This is a genomic window from Prolixibacter sp. NT017 (genome assembly GCF_009617875.1).
Classification (GTDB): Bacteria; Bacteroidota; Bacteroidia; order Bacteroidales; family Prolixibacteraceae; genus Prolixibacter.
Map to the genome: position 1 here is coordinate 1,112,571 of NZ_BLAV01000001.1, position 20,524 is coordinate 1,133,094.

Genomic DNA, 20,524 nt, shown 5'->3' on the forward strand with positions numbered 1-20,524 from the left:
GTTAACGGTGATTTTTCATTCGGATACTCACTTTACCACAAAGTACACGAAGATTTTTCACAAAGGACACCAAGACCACGTTGTGAAAAATCTTAGTGCTCCTTGTGGTTAGTTTTTTACTACAAAGCACAAAGTTTTCAACAGAGCCCGAAAGACGAGCTTATCAGTGGTAGAGTTATCGATCTTCGGTAAGAATTATTCATCATTTCAAATTGAACCATTAATTACACGCCGGACTCCGTCTTTGAATAAAACAGTATTGAAATTCATTAGTAATCCAAGGCGACTATGACTCAACTTGAGGTAAGTTAGAATTTGTGCTAAATGTAAATCATTCAACGCTTCGACAGATTTTATTTCCAAGACGAGTTTGTTCTCAACCAGTAAGTCAATTCTATAACCTGCATCCAGTTTCACCTCTTCGTATATTAACGGTAAAGCCTTTTGTTTCTCTACTCTTAGATTTAACTTATAAAGCTCAAAATATAGACATTCTTCATAAGCACTTTCCAGTAGACCAGGTCCTAGTGCCTTATGAACCTTAAGCCCTGCTTCAAAAGCAATTTTAGACAATTCATTTTCATTCATTGCGTTTAGGTTAGTTTTTTGGGATATCATCTAATTTTAAATCAATTTATAAAAATTAGATGATGCAGTCACGGGAATCTTTTTTAATAAACACCCGGACTCCGTTGTGGACTTTGTGCGTTCTTTGTGATCCTTGTGGTAAATTTTCTGAGCGGCGCATTCTTCGTTATTACCGTAAGGTTACTTTAATTGACTTTCATAGAAAAAAGACCGGCAGAAAAATTGCCGGCCTCTCTATCAGTTCCAATTTATTTATGCGTTGAAAAATCGCTCGACCGTGATGGGTAGGTCACGTACCCGTTTCCCGGTAGCGTTGAAAACAGCGTTGGCAATGGCCGGCGCTGCTCCAATGATGCCTACTTCGCCAAGGCCCTTCGCTCCGGACGGATTGATGTTCGGGTCGGGTTTGCCGATAAAGGAAACTTCGATGAGCGGCACGTCGGCATTGACGGCAAAGTGATAACCTGCCAAATCGTTTCCAATCAACCGGCCGGTTTTGGAGTCGACGAGCTGCTCTTCCAGCAAGCCCATACCGATACCACCGGCACCGGCACCAATCACTTGATTGGCGGCTGCTTTCGGATTAATAATCCGTCCGGCATCGACGACAATCACCATTCGATCGACTTTGATTTTACCGGTTTTCTCGTGCACTTTCACTTTATAGAAATGTGCTGCGGAAGAGCAGAATCCATACTTTTTGCGCTCTTCACCCGGTCCGGCAAATTCCTCGACCTTGATGTCATTGAGATTATTCTTACTGAAAATATCGGCATAAGGAACAAAACTGTCCTTATAGTTAATGCCTTTATCGGACAACGAGATGTCATCTATATTCAAGGCGTTGGCATCTTTATCGGGCCATGCATAACCCGCCACCTTTTGTTTCAGTGCCAGACTGGCGGCATAAACTGCACTACTGACGGAGGCCATTCCCCGGCTACCTCCCTGGCTTGGGGCTTTTGGGAAGTCTGAATCTCCAAGCTCGATCTTGATTTTGCTTTTGGGAATACCGGTAACCGTGTGGGCTACATTTTGCATGCCGGTTCCTGTTCCGGTCCCGATGTCCGTCATTGCTGTGCGAACGGTGATAATTCCGTCTTTTTGCATATCGATGGAGGCGCCGGTGTACGAACGGCCGGAGCCCCACATGCCCACGGCAACGCCGTAACCAACTTTGTAATCGCCTTCTTTCAGGGAACCGGGAACGGGATTACGCTTCTTCCAGCCAATGAGTTCGGCACCTTTCTCCAGGCACTCATTCAGATAGTTGGTCGACCACGGCAGACCGGTTTCCATTTCGTAAGGAGCGATATTTTTCAGGCGAACTTCCACCGGGTCCAGTTTCAGCTCGTGGCACAATTCATCGATGGCACTTTCCACACCAAAACAACCGGTTGTATCACCGGGACCGCGGTTCCAGGTCGGCATGGGTAAGTTGAGGTCGACGATGGCTTCCTCTGTTTTCACATTCTTAAAGCCGTAGATTTTGCGGGTGACGCGGGTAATTCCATCGGAGAAGCCCTGTATTTTGGAAGAGTTGTTCCTGGCCTGATGGATGATTCCCATAAATTGACCGTCTTTATCGGCTCCCAGTTTTACCCGTTGCCACGATTCAGGCCGGTAGCCTACCATGGTGAACATCTGCGGACGCGTGAGCATCACTTTCACCGGACGTTTAACCTGCTGGGCAGCCATTACTGCAGCGATGGTATGAGGCCAGACACGTAAGCCGCTTCCAAAGCCACCTCCAACAAATTCGCTGATCACATGAATGTTATCCGTTGGAATATCGAACAAACTGCTGATGACCGACTGCACCCGGTTGACCCCCTGGTTTTTATCGTACAGTAGGAGTTTGTCATTCGGTTTCCATTGCGCAATGGTGGCATGCATCTCCATTGGGTTATGAACCTCCGTCGCAATGGTGTAATTCTGGTCGACTATATAAGGAGCATCTTCCCACGCTCCAACGCTGCCCCGGTCGTTTTCGGTCTCTTTCAGCGATACCTCTTTGACTTTCTTTGCGAAGTCCGTTTCGGGTATTGCTTCCTCGTATTCCGCTTTAACCAGCGAAGCGGCAAACATGGCATCCTCGATGGTTTCTGCCACCACCATGGCAATGGGCTGGTCGTTGTAGTAAACCTTGTCGGTATAGAAAATAGGTAGTCCGAACCGATTGTCCGGCATCTCTTTCATTCCGGAGAAACCGGATACATAAGGCTTGTTTTCATGCGAAAGAATATCAATCACGCCGGGAGCCTTCATCGCTTCTTCCACCTGCATTTTCAGAATTCTTCCGGAGGCGATGGTACTTCCGACCATCACTCCGTATGCTACATCAGGAATATCATATTCTGCTGAATATTTTGCTTTGCCGGTTACCTTCGCAATCCCTTCCACACGACCTTTCGGCATTTGTTTCGTGTTTTTCGAGTCAAAAAAGTAGCTCATCACCTTATGCTTTATTCGTGAGACAAGTGTGTAATGCAGTTTCTATCGCACCTTTCAGTAATGGAACTTTGAAGGCATTTGTCGATAGGGGAGCGGTATCTTCAGCTGCAATTCGCGCAGCTTCGGCGAAGTTTTCGGCAGTTGCCTGTTTTCCCTTCAGGAAATCTTCTGCTTTTGTCCAGCGCCAGGGCTTGTGTGCTACACCACCTGATGCCAGCCGTGCCTCGCTGATTTGGTTCCCGTCCATATCCAAGGCAGCTGCTACCGAAATCAGGGCGAAAGCGTACGATTCACGGTCGCGCAGTTTCAGGTACTCGAAATGCTTGCTGAAGTTGTTCTTCGGAACAAAGATGGAAGTAATCAAGGCGTTTTCCGGAAGGTTGTTATCCTTTTCGGGATTGTTTCCGGGCAACCGGTGAAAATCGAGGAAGTTCATCGTCTCTTCCGAACCATCAGTTTTCCGGATATTGACTTTTGCATCCAGAGCGGCGAGTGCTACACACATGTCCGAGGGATGGACGGCCACACAGGCATCGGAATAGCCAATAATTGCACCCATCCGGTTATTCCCTTTTAAGGCGCCGCAACCGGAGCCATTTTTTCGTTTGTTGCACGGAAGTGTCAAGTCGTAAAAATATGGACAGCGGGTACGTTGTAACAGGTTTCCTCCGGCCGAAGCCATGTTGCGAATCTGGGGTGAAGCTCCCTTCAGAATCGCTTTGGCGAGTAACGGCCAGTGGGCTTTGATAGCTTTGTTATCCGCGATGGCTGTGTTGCGAACCATGGCTCCAATGACCACACCCTTGTCTTTTTCTTCGATGGTATCGGGCAGGGTAGCGGTAATGTCGAGAACCTGGTCCGGCTCATCAATCTCTTTCTTCATCAGGTCTACCAGGTTGGTGCCACCGGCAATGTATTGAGTATGTTTGTTTGCTGAGGATAACGCTTCGCGGACGGTTTTGGGTTTGGTATATTCGAAAGGTTTCATCGGGTTAATTTTTCATGGACAATTCATTTGGATACTTGTTGGATGGCTTTGGTGATGCCGTTGTAAGCACCACACCGGCAGAGGTTACCGCTCATGTATTCCTTGATTTCTTCTACGGAACCGGTGTGTCCCTCATCGACACAGGCAACGGCCGACATAATTTGCCCGGAAGTGCAGTAACCGCACTGGAAACCGTCGTTCTCAAGGAACGCTTCCTGCATCGGGTGCAGGTTGTCTCCGTCGGCCAATCCTTCAATGGTGGTGATGGCTTTTCCCTGGGCCATCACCGCCAGGGTCAGACAACTCAGGGTCCGTTCCCCGTTGATGTGTACGGTACAGGCACCGCATTGACCGTGGTCGCACCCTTTTTTGCTGCCGGTCAGGTTTAACTCTTCCCGGAGCACATCCAGAAGCGTCGCCCGGCTGTCAATCGTCAGTGAATAGGGTTTTTTATTGATCTCCAGCTGAATGGGGATCATCTGCTTTTTGACGAAGAGTTTTTCCCGGACATCCTGGTAGAAGGCTTTTAAGCTGTTGGGAATAAATGATAATGCCGCCAATGCTGAAGAGGATTTTAAAAAGAAACGGCGGCTCATCGACATGGCATTAGAATGGGAATGTTTCATCGTTAGCAATTAATTTGGTTAATGCCTTAGCAGGTCTCTCACTCAAATTTATGAAATTTCAACCAGTACCCCGGCATTGGCCTTTAAAATATTGGCTAATGAATGAGGTTGTAAATCTTATGTTTACGACATGGATCTGGAATGTGCAGGTTTGAAAAAACGACACTCACCCCTCCATTTTTAGTTTCCCTTACACAACAATTGATGGAATGGCAATGGGTTTTAGATAAACAGAAGTACAACGGCAATGACCACACCTGAGCCTGCGACTATCATTCCTTTCTTGAAGCTTTTTGCTTGGGGTTTGAACATCCACAGAGACGAGACGGCTAAAAAGAGTAGTAATATTCCAAAGACCGTGGCAAACAGGTGTGATGGATTTTGACTGACTGATTTATGAACTGAGTTCATCTTCGAAAGAATCGTAGGAAGTGCTTTGACCGTGTAACTGGTTATTCCGGTGGCCTTATTATAGGTGCCGTTGGCAAAATAATGCAGGTCACCTTCCGTTTTGATGATTTTGAAACCTCTCATATGTAACTCGCTGCCTAATGCCGCTTCGTCAAGATTTACGGGGAGTTTTCTCTCTACCGTTGTTTCCCTTTTCAGGAAATCGGTATCCCGGTAAACCAGAATGATTCCGCTGATGGAATAGATGAGGGTAAAGCCTAATACGAAATAGCCTACATAGCGATGCAACATTCGCATATAATAGTGGATGCTTCTTTTTTTCATTGTTCGGTGTTTAGTTGAGGTGAAACGTTGAATGGTTCAGAATTGTAGATCTTTTGCACTATTGTCTGAATGACATGTAATTGGATAAGGATTCCAGATGAAGGTTTAACTTAACGTCTCAATTTTTTCATCGATTCGCAGAGGAAGAGTGGATCGCTAACCGAATTTTGGAGAAATTTCTATTGTCTGGCGTCTTGTTACGAATGTTTATCTTATCGGAAACTTTGCTTTTTCTTCTTCCAGTTTTCCGGCCATGTATTCGGTAATGTCCATCCGGATGCGCCACTCTTTTGGATAGTTACTGTTGAAACGATTGCCCAGGTTTTTAGCCCATCCTAACGGAATATCCTGGTAGGTGAGTAGGTGCCAGCCGCGTTCTTTCGCTTCGGGCCGGATTTCATCGCGGTGCAGAAATTTGATGGCATCGTTCAGCGTTAATTCGATTTCGGGAAATGTGCCTCTTTGCAGGATGGGAGAAAGCGCTAGTTCGTGTACCGGAACGACCTCTTTCTTTTTCTGTTCCCCGATTTTGACGCCCGCGTGTACAATCCGCAGGCCTTTTTGCAGCCAGGTTAACACGGCAGCGTATTTCGAAGGAAAAGCAAACAGCGCTTCGTTCAGTTTGAATATGTCGAGATTATCGCCGGTAAGCCAGCCTTCAACCAGAGCTTTCTCACTACTTGATGCAACAGAGAAGGCAGCACTCTTCAGTTTTTTGGGTATGCGGGACGTTTCGCCGTCCAACTTGCGGACAACTGCCATGAAAAAGCCTTCTCCTTTGGTTTTATGCGGATAGAACCGGTAGCCCGAAAGCCCGGCTGCTTCTGTTTCGGTAACGCCCCAATCTGCTTTCACCGGAAGGGAAGTATTTTCGACTTCGGCAAATTCGTTCAACCATTTCAGGTTTTCTTCGTTTTCGCCCGGATTGTATGTACATGTGCTGTAAATGAGTACACCTCCGGGCTTCAATGCCGGCCAAACATCGGCGAGAATGCGCTGTTGTCGTTGGGCACAAAGCGTCGTATTCTCGGGCGACCATTCAGCGATGGCGTTTTCGTCGCGCCGGAACAGACCTTCGCCGGAGCATGGAGCATCTACGACCAGCACATCGAACTGACCTTCGAATGTGGCAAAGTCCTTCGGATCGTTGTTCGTGACTATAATATTGGGATTTCCCCACTTCTTCAGATTTTCGGAAAGAATAACTGCCCGGCTGCGGATGACTTCGTTGGAAACGAGCAGACTGTTTTCCGGAAGGAGAGAAACAATGTGAGTCGATTTACCACCCGGAGCACCGCATAAATCCAGCACTTTTAATGGCTCATTAGGCAATTGACAGAAAGCCTGTTCGAGAAACATGGAGCTGGCTTCCTGGACGTAATAGACACCGGCGTGTAAAAACGGGTCAAGCGTGTAGAAAGGACGTTCATCAAGATAGAAACCGGTTTGGCACCAGGGGACAGCTTTTCCGTTTACCGGATTTTTGCTTTTCGCTGAATTGACCCGGATGGAACTGACAGCTGCTTCCGAAAGCGATTGTTGAAATGCTTCGAATTCATCCCCCAACTGAGCTTGCATTCGTTGGGTAAAACTTTCGGGAAGTTGTGTTGCCATGGTCGTTCGATTTCCATTTAAAATTATGCAAAATTAGCTTTTTAAATCAGAGGGAAGTTCTAAATTGTGGCCCCGAAACGAAATATTTGAATCGTTTTCACGTTAGATAGTTGATAACATAAGCTAATTAAAAAAGCCGGTTTATCCGGTTACACGCTCGAAATCAGTATAAAATATGTCAGGTTTTAGTTTGAAATACAAGCTGGGACTCATCCCGGGTACGGCAAAAATTGATGCAAAGTGGAACAAGTTGCTGGGCATGCGCGATGAGCTGCAGGAATTGGAGCAATCGGACGAACTGGCTCGTTACCGTGAGCTGGATGCTGAACTAAAATCTGCTGAGTTCAGGGCCCGGAAAAAAGAGCTGACCCAATTGAAATTTGAAGGGAGCCATGAGCAAAAAATACTGAGTGAATTGGAACACTTAAGTCGTTCCAAGTCGATGAAACAGTATTTCAAAACATTGAGTTCAGAGAAACTGGCGCGCTTCAAAAAGATTGAAAAAGGCGACAAGCTGGCCCGGTTTAACGAACTCAAAGAAATTGTAACCACTCCAGAGTTTACCAAACGTCGGAAAGACGTGGAGAAGCTCCATTACAATAATTCTCCCGAAGCTGCCAAACGAAAGGAGTTTGAGGCGTTGAAAAATGATAAGCGACTGAAATCGTATTACAACACGCTCGCTTCCGACAGTTATCGGTTGTATATGAAAGCGGAGGAGAGTGGAGAGAAGCCTTCGGACCCAAATGAGATTAAGCGTTACGAGAAATTTCTCGCATCGGGTGAGTACAGTAACCTGAAAACGGTTGAGAAACAGAATCTGACTCAGCGCTATGAAGAGTTGCGCGGAGAGGTGCAGTCGGATGAGTTCCTGGAAAGAGAGAAATTTCTGAAAAATAGTAAGCGCTATCAAACTACCGGTGATTACCGTTTGCTGGCGGAATATGAAAAATTAAGCAAAGATCCGGAAATCAAATTTTACCATAAGTTCAGCAAATCAGGCGAATATCTCAATTATCAGCGGGTGCACGATTCGAAGGAACTTGAGCGGCTGAACGAGTTGGAAGACCTGGTGAAAGACGAAGGTTTCCGGGAGCGGGTTGCCTTCCTGAAAGACAAGAAGCGCTATGAGAAATCGGAAGACTTTAAGCTGGAGCAGGAATTGGCTAAGCTGAAGAACAGTGAGCTGATTAAGAAATATTTTGCTTTGCATAAAGCGAGAGAGCTCAATTTTTTCGATAAGTGGCAAGTCGCTTTCGATGATGAGTTTACCCGCGACGGCGTTAACTTCGAGCGTTGGAATTCAGGGATTTATCCTGGTAAGGAAGTTTTTGGAAACAACTACTCGCAAGCTGATGAGTTGCAATGCCTGAACGGTGAAGAGAATCTCCAGGTACATGGCGGAATTTTATCGATTGTTACCCGTAAGGAAGAGTCGAAAGGAATGCGTTGGAATCCACAGTACGGATTGATTCCTGCAGAATTCCAATATACCTCTTCGATGTTGAATACCGGCAACAGTTTCCGGATAAAACAAGGTATTATAGAGGCGAAGATACGCGTGAATCCGTGTGCCGAGATTGTGTCGGCTTTCTCGTTGAAAGGCGACGGAGCGTTTCCGCAGATCGATATTCTGCGCAGTGGCAAAAATGAGGTGAGCATGGGAGTTATCCGCGAAATTAAAGGAGAACCGGTTTGGCAACATCAAACGATTACCGGATTGAACTTTAAGAAGTTTCACGTATATCGACTCGAATGGGACGGACAAACACTAACGTGGAAAATCAACAATGCCGTGGTTCATCAGAGCAAGGTTGATTCTTCGTTTGATAATATGTTCCTGAATCTCCTTTCGAGCGTGCACGAGGAAGTGCATCACCAAAATCTACCACATTACTTTGAGGTGGATTGGGTAAGATGCCTCGTGCCTCAGGCCGGGAATAATTAGAACGCGCCACATTTCAGAAAAATACAGACAGGTCACTTTTATAGAAAACAAAAGGAACAATAACGTGCAGCTAAGCATCGTTTATTGTTCCTTTTTTCGTAGCAAGAGGTAAACTGTTGTCCTTTGTAATGTGCTTTTATGCTATTGGTCGCTCATTTTCGTGCGTAGCGAGCGGAAGCCTTCTCCAAGAATTTCACTGGCGTCCATGATGGTAATAAAAGCGTCCGGGTCCACCAGATTGATGTGCTCTTCCAGAATGGCTACTTCGCGCCGGCTTACTACCGTGAAGATGATTTCCTTTTCCTGGTTCGTAAACATGCCAACGCCTTTCAGATAGGTACCGCCACGTTCCAAATCGACCAGTATCTTATCCTTTATCTCGTCATGTTTGTCGGAAACGATGATGAGCGCTTTGTTGTAATTGGCCCCGGCCATGGTCTGGTCGATGGCTTTTCCGGTGATGTAAATGACCAGCCAGCTGTAAAGAGGAATCTGCCAGTCTTTGAATGCAAGCAATGCCATCAAAACAATGGTCGAGTCGACATAAATCATCAACTGTCCGAGTGGCATGTTGGTGTATTTGGCGATAATCATGGCGATTATATCGGAGCCACCGGAAGTTGCTTTCGATTTGAAAATCAACCCCAATCCGAAACCAATCAGCACCCCTCCGAAGATGCAGGAGAGCAGTACATCGTGAACCAACGGTGCATCGCCGTCTACACGCATGTAGGTTATGGCATCCATAAAAACGGATGACAGGACAAATCCGACAATGGTTTTGACACCAAAGCGGGGACCCAGAATTTTGATTCCGGCATAGGTTAGCGGTATGTTCAATATTAATCCGAAAAGACCAATGGGAACACCTTCGGGCCAGAAGGAAAAAAGCCCATGCGTGAGATAGTGCACGATGATGGCAATACCGTATACGCCTCCCGGAACAATTTTATGGGGCGAGATGAAATAGACAAATCCAACGGCCAGAATAAACGAGCCGACAATGATGTACATGTAGTCGATGAACCATCGCAGGGAAAAGACCCGCTCTTTCGGTAGGAAAGCCATAATGTCTGAGTTAAATTGTTTGGGCTAAATTAGATATTTTAACCCGTTTACAATACGATAAAACCTGATCCTTTTCTTAAACATTTCATCCGGTTTGAGCTGTCGGATACTTGTTTATATAAGACTTTTATTCGGAAGAATCATTCCCTTACCAATCGTAAATAGGAACCAATTATTTGTATACAAAAAAAGGCTTCCCGATAGGAAAGCCTTTTTAATAACAGTGTAAATCTTAGAATCTTTTCTCTTTGATCCGGGCTTTTTTACCAGTCCGGCCACGCAGGTAAAACAAGCGGGCACGACGTACGCTACCTCTCCGGTTTACATCAATCTGGTCGATGAAAGGAGAGTTGAACGGGAAAATTCTTTCCACACCTACGTTACCCGATATTTTCCGAACAGTAAAGGTTTTGGTCAAACCGGAACCTTTGATCTGAATTACCGTACCACGATAATTCTGAACTCTCTCCTTGTTACCCTCACGGATTTTGTAATGTACCGTGATGGTATCACCAGGACCGAACTTCGGAAGTTCTTTCTGTTCGCCTATAAATGCGTTTTCTGCTACTTTAATGAGATCCATCGTATTTATTTTAGATAGTTGACGAACGCAATATTAACAGGTTTTCTGCCAGAGATTACGTACGGAAATTTCGCGGCAAAAATATGGATTTTTTTCTGAATCGTAAAATATTAGCTCCAAAATCCACTTTTGCGTTCAGCTTATTTTTCTTTTAAATGGTCACCGGTTTGCTTGGCCACGTTGCGGTACCACCATTCCGGGTAACCGGGTTGAGCTGGCATCACCGGAAGTTTACCGCTTTCGTTGCGCTCGAACTTACCATCTTTCTCTTTCATGATGTTACCATCCTTGTACTTGATAATCAGGTAATGCTCCAGCTGTGTCCAGCGATTCACTGTCAGGTTCACCTGCTTGTCGGAATATTCCGTTAAGAATTTGCGGGCCATATCGTGCTCGCCTTTGTTCCAGAGGTCCATGGCAGCTTCATCAACTGCAGGGGTGAAATCGACAAATTTGGTTTCGAGTTCACTCTGCACTTTCTGAATGTCTTTGATCATGTAATCGTAACGCAGGTAAGCCAGGTTCGATACGGTATTGAATACCCAGAAAGCAGAATTGTCAGACCAGGTCAGCATGTCGCCGTTTCCTACGCGAATAGGTTCCGGAACTTTCTGAATACCGCAATATACCGGCATATAGCAGGTAGAATAGGTATCATCAACGCCAAACCACATAATGCCACCAATTGGATCGGGGTATTTAGAGCGCATTTGAGCGATGAACGAGAAGCCGGTTTGTTGAGTTGAGATAGCACGCTCGTTGACGTAAGTCGTCGAATCAACCTGCCAGGTCAACGGACGCCAGCGGTAAGGCAGTTTGAATGGACCGGCACCTGGATCTTTGGTCATATCCAAAGCAGTTCCTTCGAAGTGGTCGCGCATCATGCCCATCACGTCTTTTACTGTTAACAACGTATCAGGTTTTACCCAAAGCGGCATGCGGTTGGTTGCATAACCGTTGGCTCCGTGAATAATTTTACCCATGGCATAGTCCTGATATTGGTCCATGTTGCTGGCAACTTTACGGAAACCAGCCCAAACACGTGCATCGCAGAAACGAGCGCCTTCGAAATTTACGGGAGCGTAGGTTCCTGAAAAGCTAAAGTCCTTGTTTTTTCCGTCGAACCATCCTTTTTCCCGTGCAAACGAAATCACATCGCTTGAGTATAGGCAGTTATCCGGGTCGTTCAACGGGAAAGTGGTGATACGAGCCTGGTTGGCGTGTCCGGAAATGTATCCGTCGGGAATGCGACGAGCTACCCAAACCGCACCTTTTTCAGCTTCACCTTTACCAATCATTTCCAGAATCCACACTTCGTTCGGGTCAGCAATCGAGAAGGATTCTCCTTCGCTGGCATATCCGTATTGGGCAACCAGGTTGGTCATTACCTTAATGGCTTCGCGAGCTGTTTTGGCACGTTGAAGCGTCAGGTAAATCAAACTTCCATAATCGACAATGGCACCGGGTTGGTGTTGCAATTCTTCGCGGCCACCAAAAGTTGTTTCACCGATGGAAAGCTGATGTTCGTTCATATTTCCGGTTACCTGGTAAGTATGGGCAACCTGAGGGATTTTTCCCAGAAATTTGCCGGTATCCCATTCAGTGACATCGACCATTTCGCCCGGCTTATGATCGGCTGCCGGCCAGAAATACATTTCTCCGTAAAGTGTATGTGAGTCAGCTGCGTAGGTTATCATGGTTGAGCCATCGACCGTTGCACCTTTGGTAATCAAAAAGTTGGTACAGGCGTCGGCTACGTGAACCTGCAGCGCCAGCCAAATCAGGCTAGTCAGTAAGAGCGTTTTCTTCAGCATAATAGAAAGGAATTTTTTCGTTTTTGACAAAAATAGGAAAATAAATGAATGCGCTACTGCGGCAAATGCGCACTGTACGACCTTTTTATATGATATTTGTTAGGTTTTCTCTGTCTTATGGTAAATGAATGGTACCGCCGGTGTTGTCGCGGGAAGCTCCGGTAACAGCAGAAAGACAGTTGATTTCTTGCCGGTTGGCCAATACGCCCAGGAAGGCAAAGATGAGTGCTTCCTTAAAATCGATGATCTCCTTCTCGGGAATAATGACTTCTGCTTTAGAACATGCGGCAATGCGATTCATCAACAGGGGATTGTGTGCGCCACCTCCGGTAACCAGCATTTTTCCCGGATGGCGGATGGCCTGGCCAATTTGAATAGCAACATGTTCATAAAGCGTCCTCATTTGGTCGGGTAGCGATAGAGAACTTTTCGTCAGCAACGGAATGAGTTGGCCGTCAAGCCACTCTTTGCCCAGCGATTTGGGTGGTTTTTCTGCGTAAAAGGGCAAGTTATTCAGCTCGTTCAGCAGAGCATTATCTACCTGTCCGCTTTTTGCGATGAGGCTATCCATATCGTATTCCTGTCCCTTTTGTTGGGCCAGATAATTGAGCACGATGTTGGCGGGACCAATGTCGAAGGCAATGCGTTGTCCTTTTTCTTCGTATGAGATGTTGGCAAAGCCACCCAGGTTGAGACAGTACTCATAATCGCTGAAAAGAATTAGGTCGCCTACCGGGACGAGAGGAGCTCCCTGGCCCCCTAATGCTACATCCATATTCCGGAAGTCGGCAATGGTTTTAATACCGGTTTCGGCAGCGATTATCGTTCCATTTCCCAGTTGAAACGTGAACTGTTTTTCAGGCTGATGAAAAATCGTGTGACCGTGCGATGCGATGAGTTCCGGTGCCGTTTTTCCTTGCAGAAATCGGTTGATGACTTCTCCGGTATACCGTGCATATTCGTTATGAAGTAGCAAGATTTCCTGCGCTGTACTTTTTTCCGCTTCTCTCAGTTTTTTCTGCCATTCAGCAGAATAAGGAACGGTGTCGGCAGCCTCGATGACAAATGACCAGCCCGATTTGCTAAGTTCGAAACGGCACAATGCCAGGTCGATTCCATCGAGCGAAGTGCCTGACATTAGACCTAATGCGGTAATACTTTCTTTCATTTGTAGAAGGTTGCCGTATATACCGATTGATTTCCTTTTGCATCGGCAATCGTGAGTTTCAACTGGTGGGTTTTTCCCATTTCCAGACGGGTCGGGTCAATCGTGTAAGTTAGTAAGTCATATTTGGGATCGTAGGCAAATAGTGCCCATTTTTCGTCGATTTCGCCCCGGTAGGTTGCGATTCCCGAAAGGTTATCTTTGATTCTGAAACGGATGTGCTTTGGATTTACGAGGTGTTTGTGCTCTTTAATACTAAGCGAACGAATCGTCGGAGGAACGGTGTCCACTGCCACGCTGAAATTTCCAAAATAGCGCGGATAACCTACGATCCAGCCATCGGAATATCCACCACCGGCGCTCCATTTCTGGCCATCCGGGTCGAGAATGACGAGCAGTGCTTTGCTTTCCAGCGAATCAGGAAGACTGTCCGGCTTAATAGACACGCGAATAGGCTTTTGTAGCGGCGTATATTTATCCTGAATTTCCTGCAAGGGGGCATAGCATCCATCGGGTGTGGCTTCTTCCTTGAAATGAAATGCCAAATCATCATACAAGGCTTCAGCAGGTACTTTCAATTTCAGGTTATCTGCCTGAAAGTAATTGTCTTTGTCGTACGAAAATATCCGGGCGCCGTTATTCTGTCGCTGTGTACTATCGGGCGGTGTGCTTTGCACCTGGAATTCAAGTGTTGACTTATTGTCATAAGCGTCAGCGGTAATTACTTTCACCTGGTGGATCTTGTCATCCGTGAAATCGACAATGCCGTTGTTTTTATCGATGGTGTATATGTCGAGCTTATTTCCCGGCTGGCGGAAGAGCCGATGAACCCAACGTCCGTATCGTTCGCGCTCGGCATAGTCAGCCAGGCTGTTCACGTAACGCGTTTCAGTAAAAGAGATATCGTTTATCTTAAAACCGAAGATGGTATCCTGATCGACCACCAGTAACGCGCTGTATATACCGCATTTGCTCCAGCTTGCATTCAGGTAATCGACAGCCTGTATACCAAAGGCAGTCGGACCGCTCACTTTTAAAACCGGATTTCCTTTCAGGTGATATTCCGACGAATAGTAGACGGTTGAGTATCGCTTGTGATTGTACATGCCGGTTGAAGGAAAGGAATAGGCGTAAAGCGAAATCATTTTGGGTGGCATATTGTCTTTTATCGGGAAGTGCCATTTCAAGCCGTTCTGCGGGCGCTGAGTTTGTGTGTCACGGATTTCGAAATGCAGATGCGGACCTCCTGAACTTCCTGCATTTCCCGACCAGGCAATGACATCTCCCTGTTTCACCGGAAACGAATCACGGGGAATGGTAAGGTTTACAGCAAACTGTTCACGTTTATACTGAATTCGTCTTACATATCTTTGTAAACGTGGCATCAGGCGCTCCAGGTGGCCATACACCGAAGTGATTCCGTTTGGATGATTAATATAAACAGCACGGCCATAGCCGGTGGGAGAGATGGCAACACGCGTAACATACCCATCAGCAACCGAATGAACCGGAACGCCTGTATGACCGCCGGTCCGCATATCGAGTCCCGAATGAAAGTGATTGGGGCGTAGTTCTCCAAAATTACCCGAAAGGGAAATCGGCGGTTTGATGGGAGGAATCAACGTCTGTGGTTCATCGGGTGGTGGAGGGGCCTCTTGACCATAAATCTGAAATGACCATATCCATAGCAGCACAAAAAGCGGGGTAAATAGCTTCATTCTCTTTCCCTTTCAGTTTATCTCACGAAAATAAAAACTTTACACCGACCATACTAGTATTATGTGGAATGAAATTTTTTCGATTTGATTAAAATATTAACTTTGTGTAGGAAATCCTGAAGTATGACAGAACGCGAAACTGTTTTATTAGGAGAGTTTAAGGAGAAAATCGATAAGCTTATTCGGCGTTGTGAAACGTTGAAAAGTGAGAACTATCGTCTCCTGGAAGAACAGGTTCAACTCCAGGACCAAATCAGGTTGTTGAGCAGTCGCAACGAAGAGTTGGCTGAAAGAAACGAACAACTGAAATTTGCTAAGTCGTTACTGGCGTCTGATGGTCAATCGCACGATGCCCGTATCAAGATTAACCGAATAGTGCGGGAAATAGATAAGTGTATTGCTATGTTGAATAAGTAATACCACCTGCTGAAATGGAAGATAAGCTTTCAATCAATATTAATATAGCCGACCGTCGGTATCCGTTGCGAATTGACCGCAACGACGAGGAAAAGATACGGAAGGCGGCGAAAATTATTAACGACAAGGTACTGCAATACAAGCAGCGCTATGCCAATAAAGACAGCCAGGATTGTTTGTCGATGGCAACTTTGCAGTTTGTGATTCAGATGCTTGAAGTTGAGAAACGAAATGATATTTCGCCATTGGTTGAAGAACTGGAAGAACTAAACGATTTTTTAGCAGAATATCTGGAAAAGGAAAGTTAATTAAGTCAGTTTAATTAATGATATTTGCCCGCATTTTGTCTTCTTTCAATTAAGGAATTTGATTGAGAGAAGTTGAAATTGCGGGTTTTTTGGTAAAATTGAACTATTAATAAATTGTGACATGACAATGACAATCATAGCTGGTGTTATTGGCTTAATATTAGGAGGAGTGATTTCCTACTATGTTTGGGACAAGGCACTTAAGAAAAAGAAAAACAAACTCATCGGCGAGGCCGAAGCCAAGGCCGAGATGCTGAAGGAGAAGAAGATGCTCCAGGCAAAAGAAAAATTTATTCAGCTCAAGTCGGAGCACGAAAAGTATATCAACGAGAAAAATCAGCGGATTACCGGTGCTGAGAACAAACTGAAACAGCGCGAAAGCACTTTCCTGCAACGCAAAGAAGAGTTGCAGCGTAAAGTGAAGGAATTTGAAACTACCCGGAAAGAGGTAGAGGTAATTCGCGAGAATCTGAGCGCTCAGATGGAAATGGTTGAGCAGAAGAGTGAAGAGCTGGACAAAATGCACAAACAGCAGGTGGAACAACTGGAATCGATTTCCGGTTTGTCTGCTGAAGAAGCAAAAGCTCAATTGACCGACTCACTGAAAAATGAGGCCAAAACCGAGGCAATGTCGTACATCCAGGAAATTATGGATGAAGCCAAGATGACTGCCAATAAGGAGGCCAAAAAGATTGTTATCAAATCTATTCAGCGGGTTGCCACTGAAACAGCTGTGGAAAATTCAGTTACCATCTTCCACATCGAGAACGACGAAATCAAAGGTCGTATTATCGGTCGTGAAGGACGTAACATCCGAGCGTTGGAAGCAGCTACCGGTGTTGAAATTATTGTCGATGATACGCCGGAAGCCATTGTACTTTCAGCGTTCGATCCGGTACGCCGCGAAATTGCCCGTTTGGCATTGCACCAACTGGTAACAGACGGACGTATTCACCCGGCCCGCATTGAAGAGGTCGTGAACAAGGTGAAGAAGCAGATTGAAGAGGAGATTATCGAGACTGGAAAACGGACTTGTATCGACCTGGGTATTCACGGAATGCATCCCGAGTTGATTCGTTTGATCGGTAAAATGAAATATCGTTCGTCTTACGGACAGAACCTGTTGCAGCACTCGCGCGAAACCGCCAACCTGTGTGCCATCATGGCTTCTGAGCTTGGGTTGAACCCGAAACAGGCCAAGCGTGCCGGACTGTTGCACGATATTGGTAAAGTGCCGGATGACGAGCCGGAATTGCCACACGCTATTCTAGGTATGAAGCTGGCCGAAAAATACAAAGAGAAGCCGCTTGTGACCAATGCCATTGGTGCTCACCACGACGAGATTGAGATGACCAGCTTGCTGGCACCAATCGTTCAGGTTTGTGACGCGATTTCAGGTGCTCGTCCGGGTGCCCGTCGTGAAGCTGTTGAGTCGTACATCAAGCGTCTGAAGGACTTGGAAGCTATGGCGCTTGCATATCCGGGTGTTATGAAAACTTATGCAATCCAGGCCGGTCGTGAGTTGCGCGTGATTGTGGGAAGTGACAAGCTGACTGATAAGGAGGCTGAAGAGCTTTCGTACGATATCGCCAAGAAAATCCAGGATGAAATGACGTATCCCGGACAGGTGAAAATCACGGTGATTCGTGAAACACGTGCAGTGAATTATGCGAAATAAGTAACAATACCAGATACAAAAAAGAGCTTCGAATTTTCGAAGCTCTTTTTTTATGCGGTGATAATCTCTTTTAATACATCCAGCTGTTTTATTTTCTCTTCATCGCCTGTTGCCCGGTAGGCATCCTGCAAACTATCAATGAGTCCTTTCAGACAAAAACGGTCGTCCATCATAATGTCCGAACCCATTTCCAATTGCTGTCGACTCAGATAGTAATCCATCTCCTTGTGACCAATGATGGCTCCTTTGTTTGCCGGATTGATGTAGAAAAGGATCGGAGAAGACGTGGTGCCAAAAGCTTCCTTCGACATCTCCGGATCGTAATAGCCCAAAAACAATACCCGCTTCAAATTCAAATGATAAATCGGTAATTGCAGTTTCCGGGCTATCAGGCAATAGAATAAGGTCAGCGTGGACGGATTTCCCTTTCTTGATGAAAGTAAATCGTTGATAAAGCAGTTTTGCGGCGCGCCAAAATTAGCCACATTTAAATCGAAATGATACAGTTCGAAAAGCACATGATTCAGGATGGTGGTTTTTTCGAGCGAAGTCAACGACTCATTCATCTCGAGCCACGCATCTGTGACAATTTGCTGCACCTGGGTCTCCACGTCTTTCGAGTCCAGATCGGGATACTGAATTTGACTCACAATGATCCAGCCGTCCAGAAAGGAGGGGAGTTCCGATTCATTCCACTTTCTCAGACGGTCAGCTACTTTGCGGAACCGGAGGTGCGCAATCACTTTTTCCAGCCGATCCTGTTGTTGAAGGGTGTTGGCATTTTCCCAGGCTATTTCCAACTCGGGAATTAACAATGGGTCAATTTCCATCAACTCCTGTAGCACTGCTTCATAAACCGTTTTTTCCGGGTCTTCCAGCAGCGAAATCATGGCCTGTAACTGCTTATCCATTGTTCGGATTTACATAACAATTCGTTCAAGCACGGTTTCCACCAGGTTTTTAATCACTGGTTTATAGTTTTCATTCGCTTCTCGCGTTACGCGGTTCGCAATGATGGCACAAATAGTGAGGGCGTGGTGACCCAGCAGATGGCTCAGTCCGTAAATGGCCGAGCACTCCATTTCGTAGTTGGTTATCTTCATTCCGTTAAAACGGAAAGACTCAATTTTGTCGTTCAATTCCGGATCAGCGGTCGGCAGACGAAGCTCGCGGCCTTGCGGACCATAAAATCCCGGTGCCGAAATAGTTACTCCCGGTACCATATCTTCCCCGACAATCTTCCTGAAAAGCTCCGAATCGCTTTCGACTACGTACGGTGAAGTCAACAGCGGGTTCCAACTCGTGTGTTCTTTAAAAGCTTTTTCGAATTCGACATCGGCAAAAGTTTCACGTCCGGCGTAAAAGTTCATCAAACCGTCGAAACCAATGGCGCGCTGCGAAGCAACATAGCTGTTAACGGGAATATCGCCCTGAAGTGCACCCGATGTGCCAATCCGAACAATGTTCAACGCCGTATGCTCTTCTTTGATGGTACGGGTTTCCAAATCGATATTCACCAGCGCATCCAGCTCATTTACTACAATGTCGATATTATCGGTTCCGATTCCCGTCGATAAAGCGGTAATCCGCTTGCCGCGAAATGTGCCGGTAGCCGATACAAATTCCCGGTTCTCGGATGTCGATTCAATGTTATCGAAAAATGAGGAAACCAGCTTCACACGTCCCGGATCTCCCACTAAAATGATGTTTTCTGCAAGATTCTCAGGTTTGAGGTGTAGATGAAAAATAGTCCCGTCGGGATTGATAATAAGCTCAGATGCTTTTATTTTTTTCATAGATTTGTTCAAAATTGTTATATATCCAAAACTATCGAAAAATAATCATAATTTCAAAGCCACGAATTACCTGCTTTTTCAGTATTTTTTGACTGACCTGACCATTTTTCGTTTCAAACAGAAATTTCAAACTAATCACTTAAAATAACCGTATGAATTTTAAACGATCCTATCTTATTCTTGCTGCTATTGTTGTTGTCGTTGTTGTTTTTTTCAGTAGTAGTATGTTTTTTACTATCGAACCTGGCGAACGCGCCGTTATCTTCCGGAAGTTTTCGACGGGATTGGATAAGGAACATGTCTATCTCCCCGGATTCCATATGATTGCTCCCTGGAACAAACTCTTCGTTTATGACGTGAAGGAAAAGAAGCGTGAAGAAACAATGGACGTGCTCGATAAAAATGGTTTGTCCATCAAAATGGACGTTTCCATTCGTTTCAATCCGGTTCATAATCGCATTGGATACCTGCACGAAACCTTCGGTAAGGACTACATTGACCAGCTGATTATTCCTGAAATTCGTTCAACTGTCAGGCGCGTAGCGGGCCGCTACACTGCCGAGGAGATTTATTCGACCAAACGGTCAGAGGTGGAGTCCGCTATTATCGATGAAGCCCGGAAAGTGATGGAGCAAAATAACATCGACTTACGTGCTCTGTTGATTCGCTCCATTAATCTGCCTAACGAGATTAAAATGGCGATTGAAAGCAAGCTGAAACAGGAGCAGGAAGCGCTGGCTTATCAATTCCGTCTGGAGAAAGAGAAAAGCGAAGCTGAACGGAAACGGATTCAGGCTGAAGGTATCGCCGCGTACAACGATATCATCAATAAATCGTTGACGGATAAAATATTGAAGCAGCGCGGTATTGAGGCGACGTTGGAATTGGCTAATTCACAAAACTCCAAGGTGATTGTGATTGGTGCCGGAGATAACGGTCTGCCGTTGATTTTGAACAATAACTAATCGGTCGATTTCTGTTGATGCTTAGCGGCGAAAGATTAATTTTGCAGGAAAAAGAATAA

General features: G+C 45.8%; 18 protein-coding genes. 5 read left to right on the top strand and 13 right to left on the bottom strand.

The annotated features are described in order from the left end of the window. Window positions 1-207 precede the first annotated feature (207 nt). The 6 genes from GJU87_RS04605 to GJU87_RS04630 all read right to left on the bottom strand — a co-directional run bounded on the left by GJU87_RS04605 (window position 208) and on the right by GJU87_RS04630 (window position 7,005). A complete protein-coding gene (locus GJU87_RS04605) occupies window positions 208-588 on the bottom strand; it encodes a GxxExxY protein (RefSeq protein ID WP_153638428.1) in 381 nt (126 codons plus the stop codon). Between the two features lie 252 nt (window positions 589-840). Continuing rightward, the gene (locus tag GJU87_RS04610; RefSeq protein ID WP_228491862.1) at window positions 841-3,042 is read right to left on the bottom strand and encodes a xanthine dehydrogenase family protein molybdopterin-binding subunit; all 2,202 of its coding nucleotides are present in this window, start codon (window positions 3,040-3,042) and stop codon (window positions 841-843) included. A gap of 4 nt (window positions 3,043-3,046) precedes the next feature. Next, window positions 3,047-4,030 carry a xanthine dehydrogenase family protein subunit M gene (locus GJU87_RS04615; RefSeq protein WP_153638429.1) on the bottom strand — a complete coding sequence of 328 codons (984 nt, stop codon included), beginning with the start codon at window positions 4,028-4,030 and terminating at the stop codon, window positions 3,047-3,049. Window positions 4,031-4,053: 23 nt separating this feature from the next. Then, window positions 4,054-4,656 (bottom strand): (2Fe-2S)-binding protein, encoded by a 603-nt coding sequence (locus GJU87_RS04620; RefSeq protein WP_153638430.1) that lies wholly within the window; start codon window positions 4,654-4,656, stop codon window positions 4,054-4,056. Between the two features lie 222 nt (window positions 4,657-4,878). Next, window positions 4,879-5,391, bottom strand: coding sequence for a hypothetical protein (locus GJU87_RS04625; protein ID WP_228491863.1), 513 nt, complete (start codon window positions 5,389-5,391; stop codon window positions 4,879-4,881). Between the two features lie 207 nt (window positions 5,392-5,598). Further along, a complete protein-coding gene (locus GJU87_RS04630; RefSeq protein ID WP_153638431.1) occupies window positions 5,599-7,005 on the bottom strand; it encodes an rRNA methyltransferase in 1,407 nt (468 codons plus the stop codon). 175 nt (window positions 7,006-7,180) lie between these two features. Between GJU87_RS04630 and GJU87_RS04635 the strand changes: the two genes are divergently transcribed. Next, window positions 7,181-8,953 carry a family 16 glycosylhydrolase gene (locus tag GJU87_RS04635; RefSeq protein ID WP_153638432.1) on the top strand — a complete coding sequence of 591 codons (1,773 nt, stop codon included), beginning with the start codon at window positions 7,181-7,183 and terminating at the stop codon, window positions 8,951-8,953. A gap of 141 nt (window positions 8,954-9,094) precedes the next feature. On the opposite strand, the gene GJU87_RS04640 is transcribed toward GJU87_RS04635, so the two are convergent. From GJU87_RS04640 to GJU87_RS04660, 5 genes are all read right to left on the bottom strand, one after another. Continuing rightward, window positions 9,095-10,021: a YitT family protein gene (locus GJU87_RS04640; RefSeq protein ID WP_153638433.1), complete on the bottom strand. Its 927-nt coding sequence runs from the start codon at window positions 10,019-10,021 to the stop codon at window positions 9,095-9,097. A 232-nt stretch (window positions 10,022-10,253) separates the two neighbouring features. After that, window positions 10,254-10,604, bottom strand: a complete 351-nt coding sequence (rplS, locus tag GJU87_RS04645; RefSeq protein WP_153638434.1) for a 50S ribosomal protein L19 — start codon at window positions 10,602-10,604, stop codon at window positions 10,254-10,256. A 140-nt stretch (window positions 10,605-10,744) separates the two neighbouring features. After that, the gene (locus GJU87_RS04650) at window positions 10,745-12,418 is read right to left on the bottom strand and encodes a dipeptidase (protein WP_153638435.1); all 1,674 of its coding nucleotides are present in this window, start codon (window positions 12,416-12,418) and stop codon (window positions 10,745-10,747) included. Between the two features lie 115 nt (window positions 12,419-12,533). Next, complete coding sequence (locus GJU87_RS04655; RefSeq protein ID WP_153638436.1) at window positions 12,534-13,586, bottom strand: anhydro-N-acetylmuramic acid kinase; 1,053 nt, start codon at window positions 13,584-13,586, stop codon at window positions 12,534-12,536. Further along, the gene (locus GJU87_RS04660) at window positions 13,583-15,301 is read right to left on the bottom strand and encodes a M23 family metallopeptidase (protein WP_153638437.1); all 1,719 of its coding nucleotides are present in this window, start codon (window positions 15,299-15,301) and stop codon (window positions 13,583-13,585) included. Before GJU87_RS04660 ends, GJU87_RS04655 begins: the two co-directional genes overlap by 4 nt. Window positions 15,302-15,424: 123 nt before the next feature. Between GJU87_RS04660 and GJU87_RS04665 the strand changes: the two genes are divergently transcribed. The 3 genes from GJU87_RS04665 to rny all read left to right on the top strand — a co-directional run bounded on the left by GJU87_RS04665 (window position 15,425) and on the right by rny (window position 17,704). Further along, window positions 15,425-15,718: a hypothetical protein gene (locus tag GJU87_RS04665; protein WP_153638438.1), complete on the top strand. Its 294-nt coding sequence runs from the start codon at window positions 15,425-15,427 to the stop codon at window positions 15,716-15,718. 14 nt (window positions 15,719-15,732) lie between these two features. Continuing rightward, window positions 15,733-16,026: a cell division protein ZapA gene (locus GJU87_RS04670; RefSeq protein ID WP_025863943.1), complete on the top strand. Its 294-nt coding sequence runs from the start codon at window positions 15,733-15,735 to the stop codon at window positions 16,024-16,026. A gap of 121 nt (window positions 16,027-16,147) precedes the next feature. Beyond that, window positions 16,148-17,704 (top strand): ribonuclease Y, encoded by a 1,557-nt coding sequence (gene rny / locus GJU87_RS04675; RefSeq protein WP_153638439.1) that lies wholly within the window; start codon window positions 16,148-16,150, stop codon window positions 17,702-17,704. 50 nt (window positions 17,705-17,754) lie between these two features. Here the strand turns inward: rny and GJU87_RS04680 are convergent, their stop codons facing one another. Both GJU87_RS04680 and GJU87_RS04685 read right to left on the bottom strand, forming a co-directional pair. Further along, window positions 17,755-18,615, bottom strand: a complete 861-nt coding sequence (locus GJU87_RS04680) for a transglutaminase family protein (RefSeq protein ID WP_153638440.1) — start codon at window positions 18,613-18,615, stop codon at window positions 17,755-17,757. A gap of 9 nt (window positions 18,616-18,624) precedes the next feature. After that, complete coding sequence (locus GJU87_RS04685) at window positions 18,625-19,500, bottom strand: nucleoside phosphorylase (protein WP_153638441.1); 876 nt, start codon at window positions 19,498-19,500, stop codon at window positions 18,625-18,627. Between the two features lie 152 nt (window positions 19,501-19,652). Between GJU87_RS04685 and GJU87_RS04690 the strand changes: the two genes are divergently transcribed. Continuing rightward, window positions 19,653-20,465 carry a prohibitin family protein gene (locus GJU87_RS04690; protein WP_153638442.1) on the top strand — a complete coding sequence of 271 codons (813 nt, stop codon included), beginning with the start codon at window positions 19,653-19,655 and terminating at the stop codon, window positions 20,463-20,465. Window positions 20,466-20,524 lie beyond the last annotated feature (59 nt).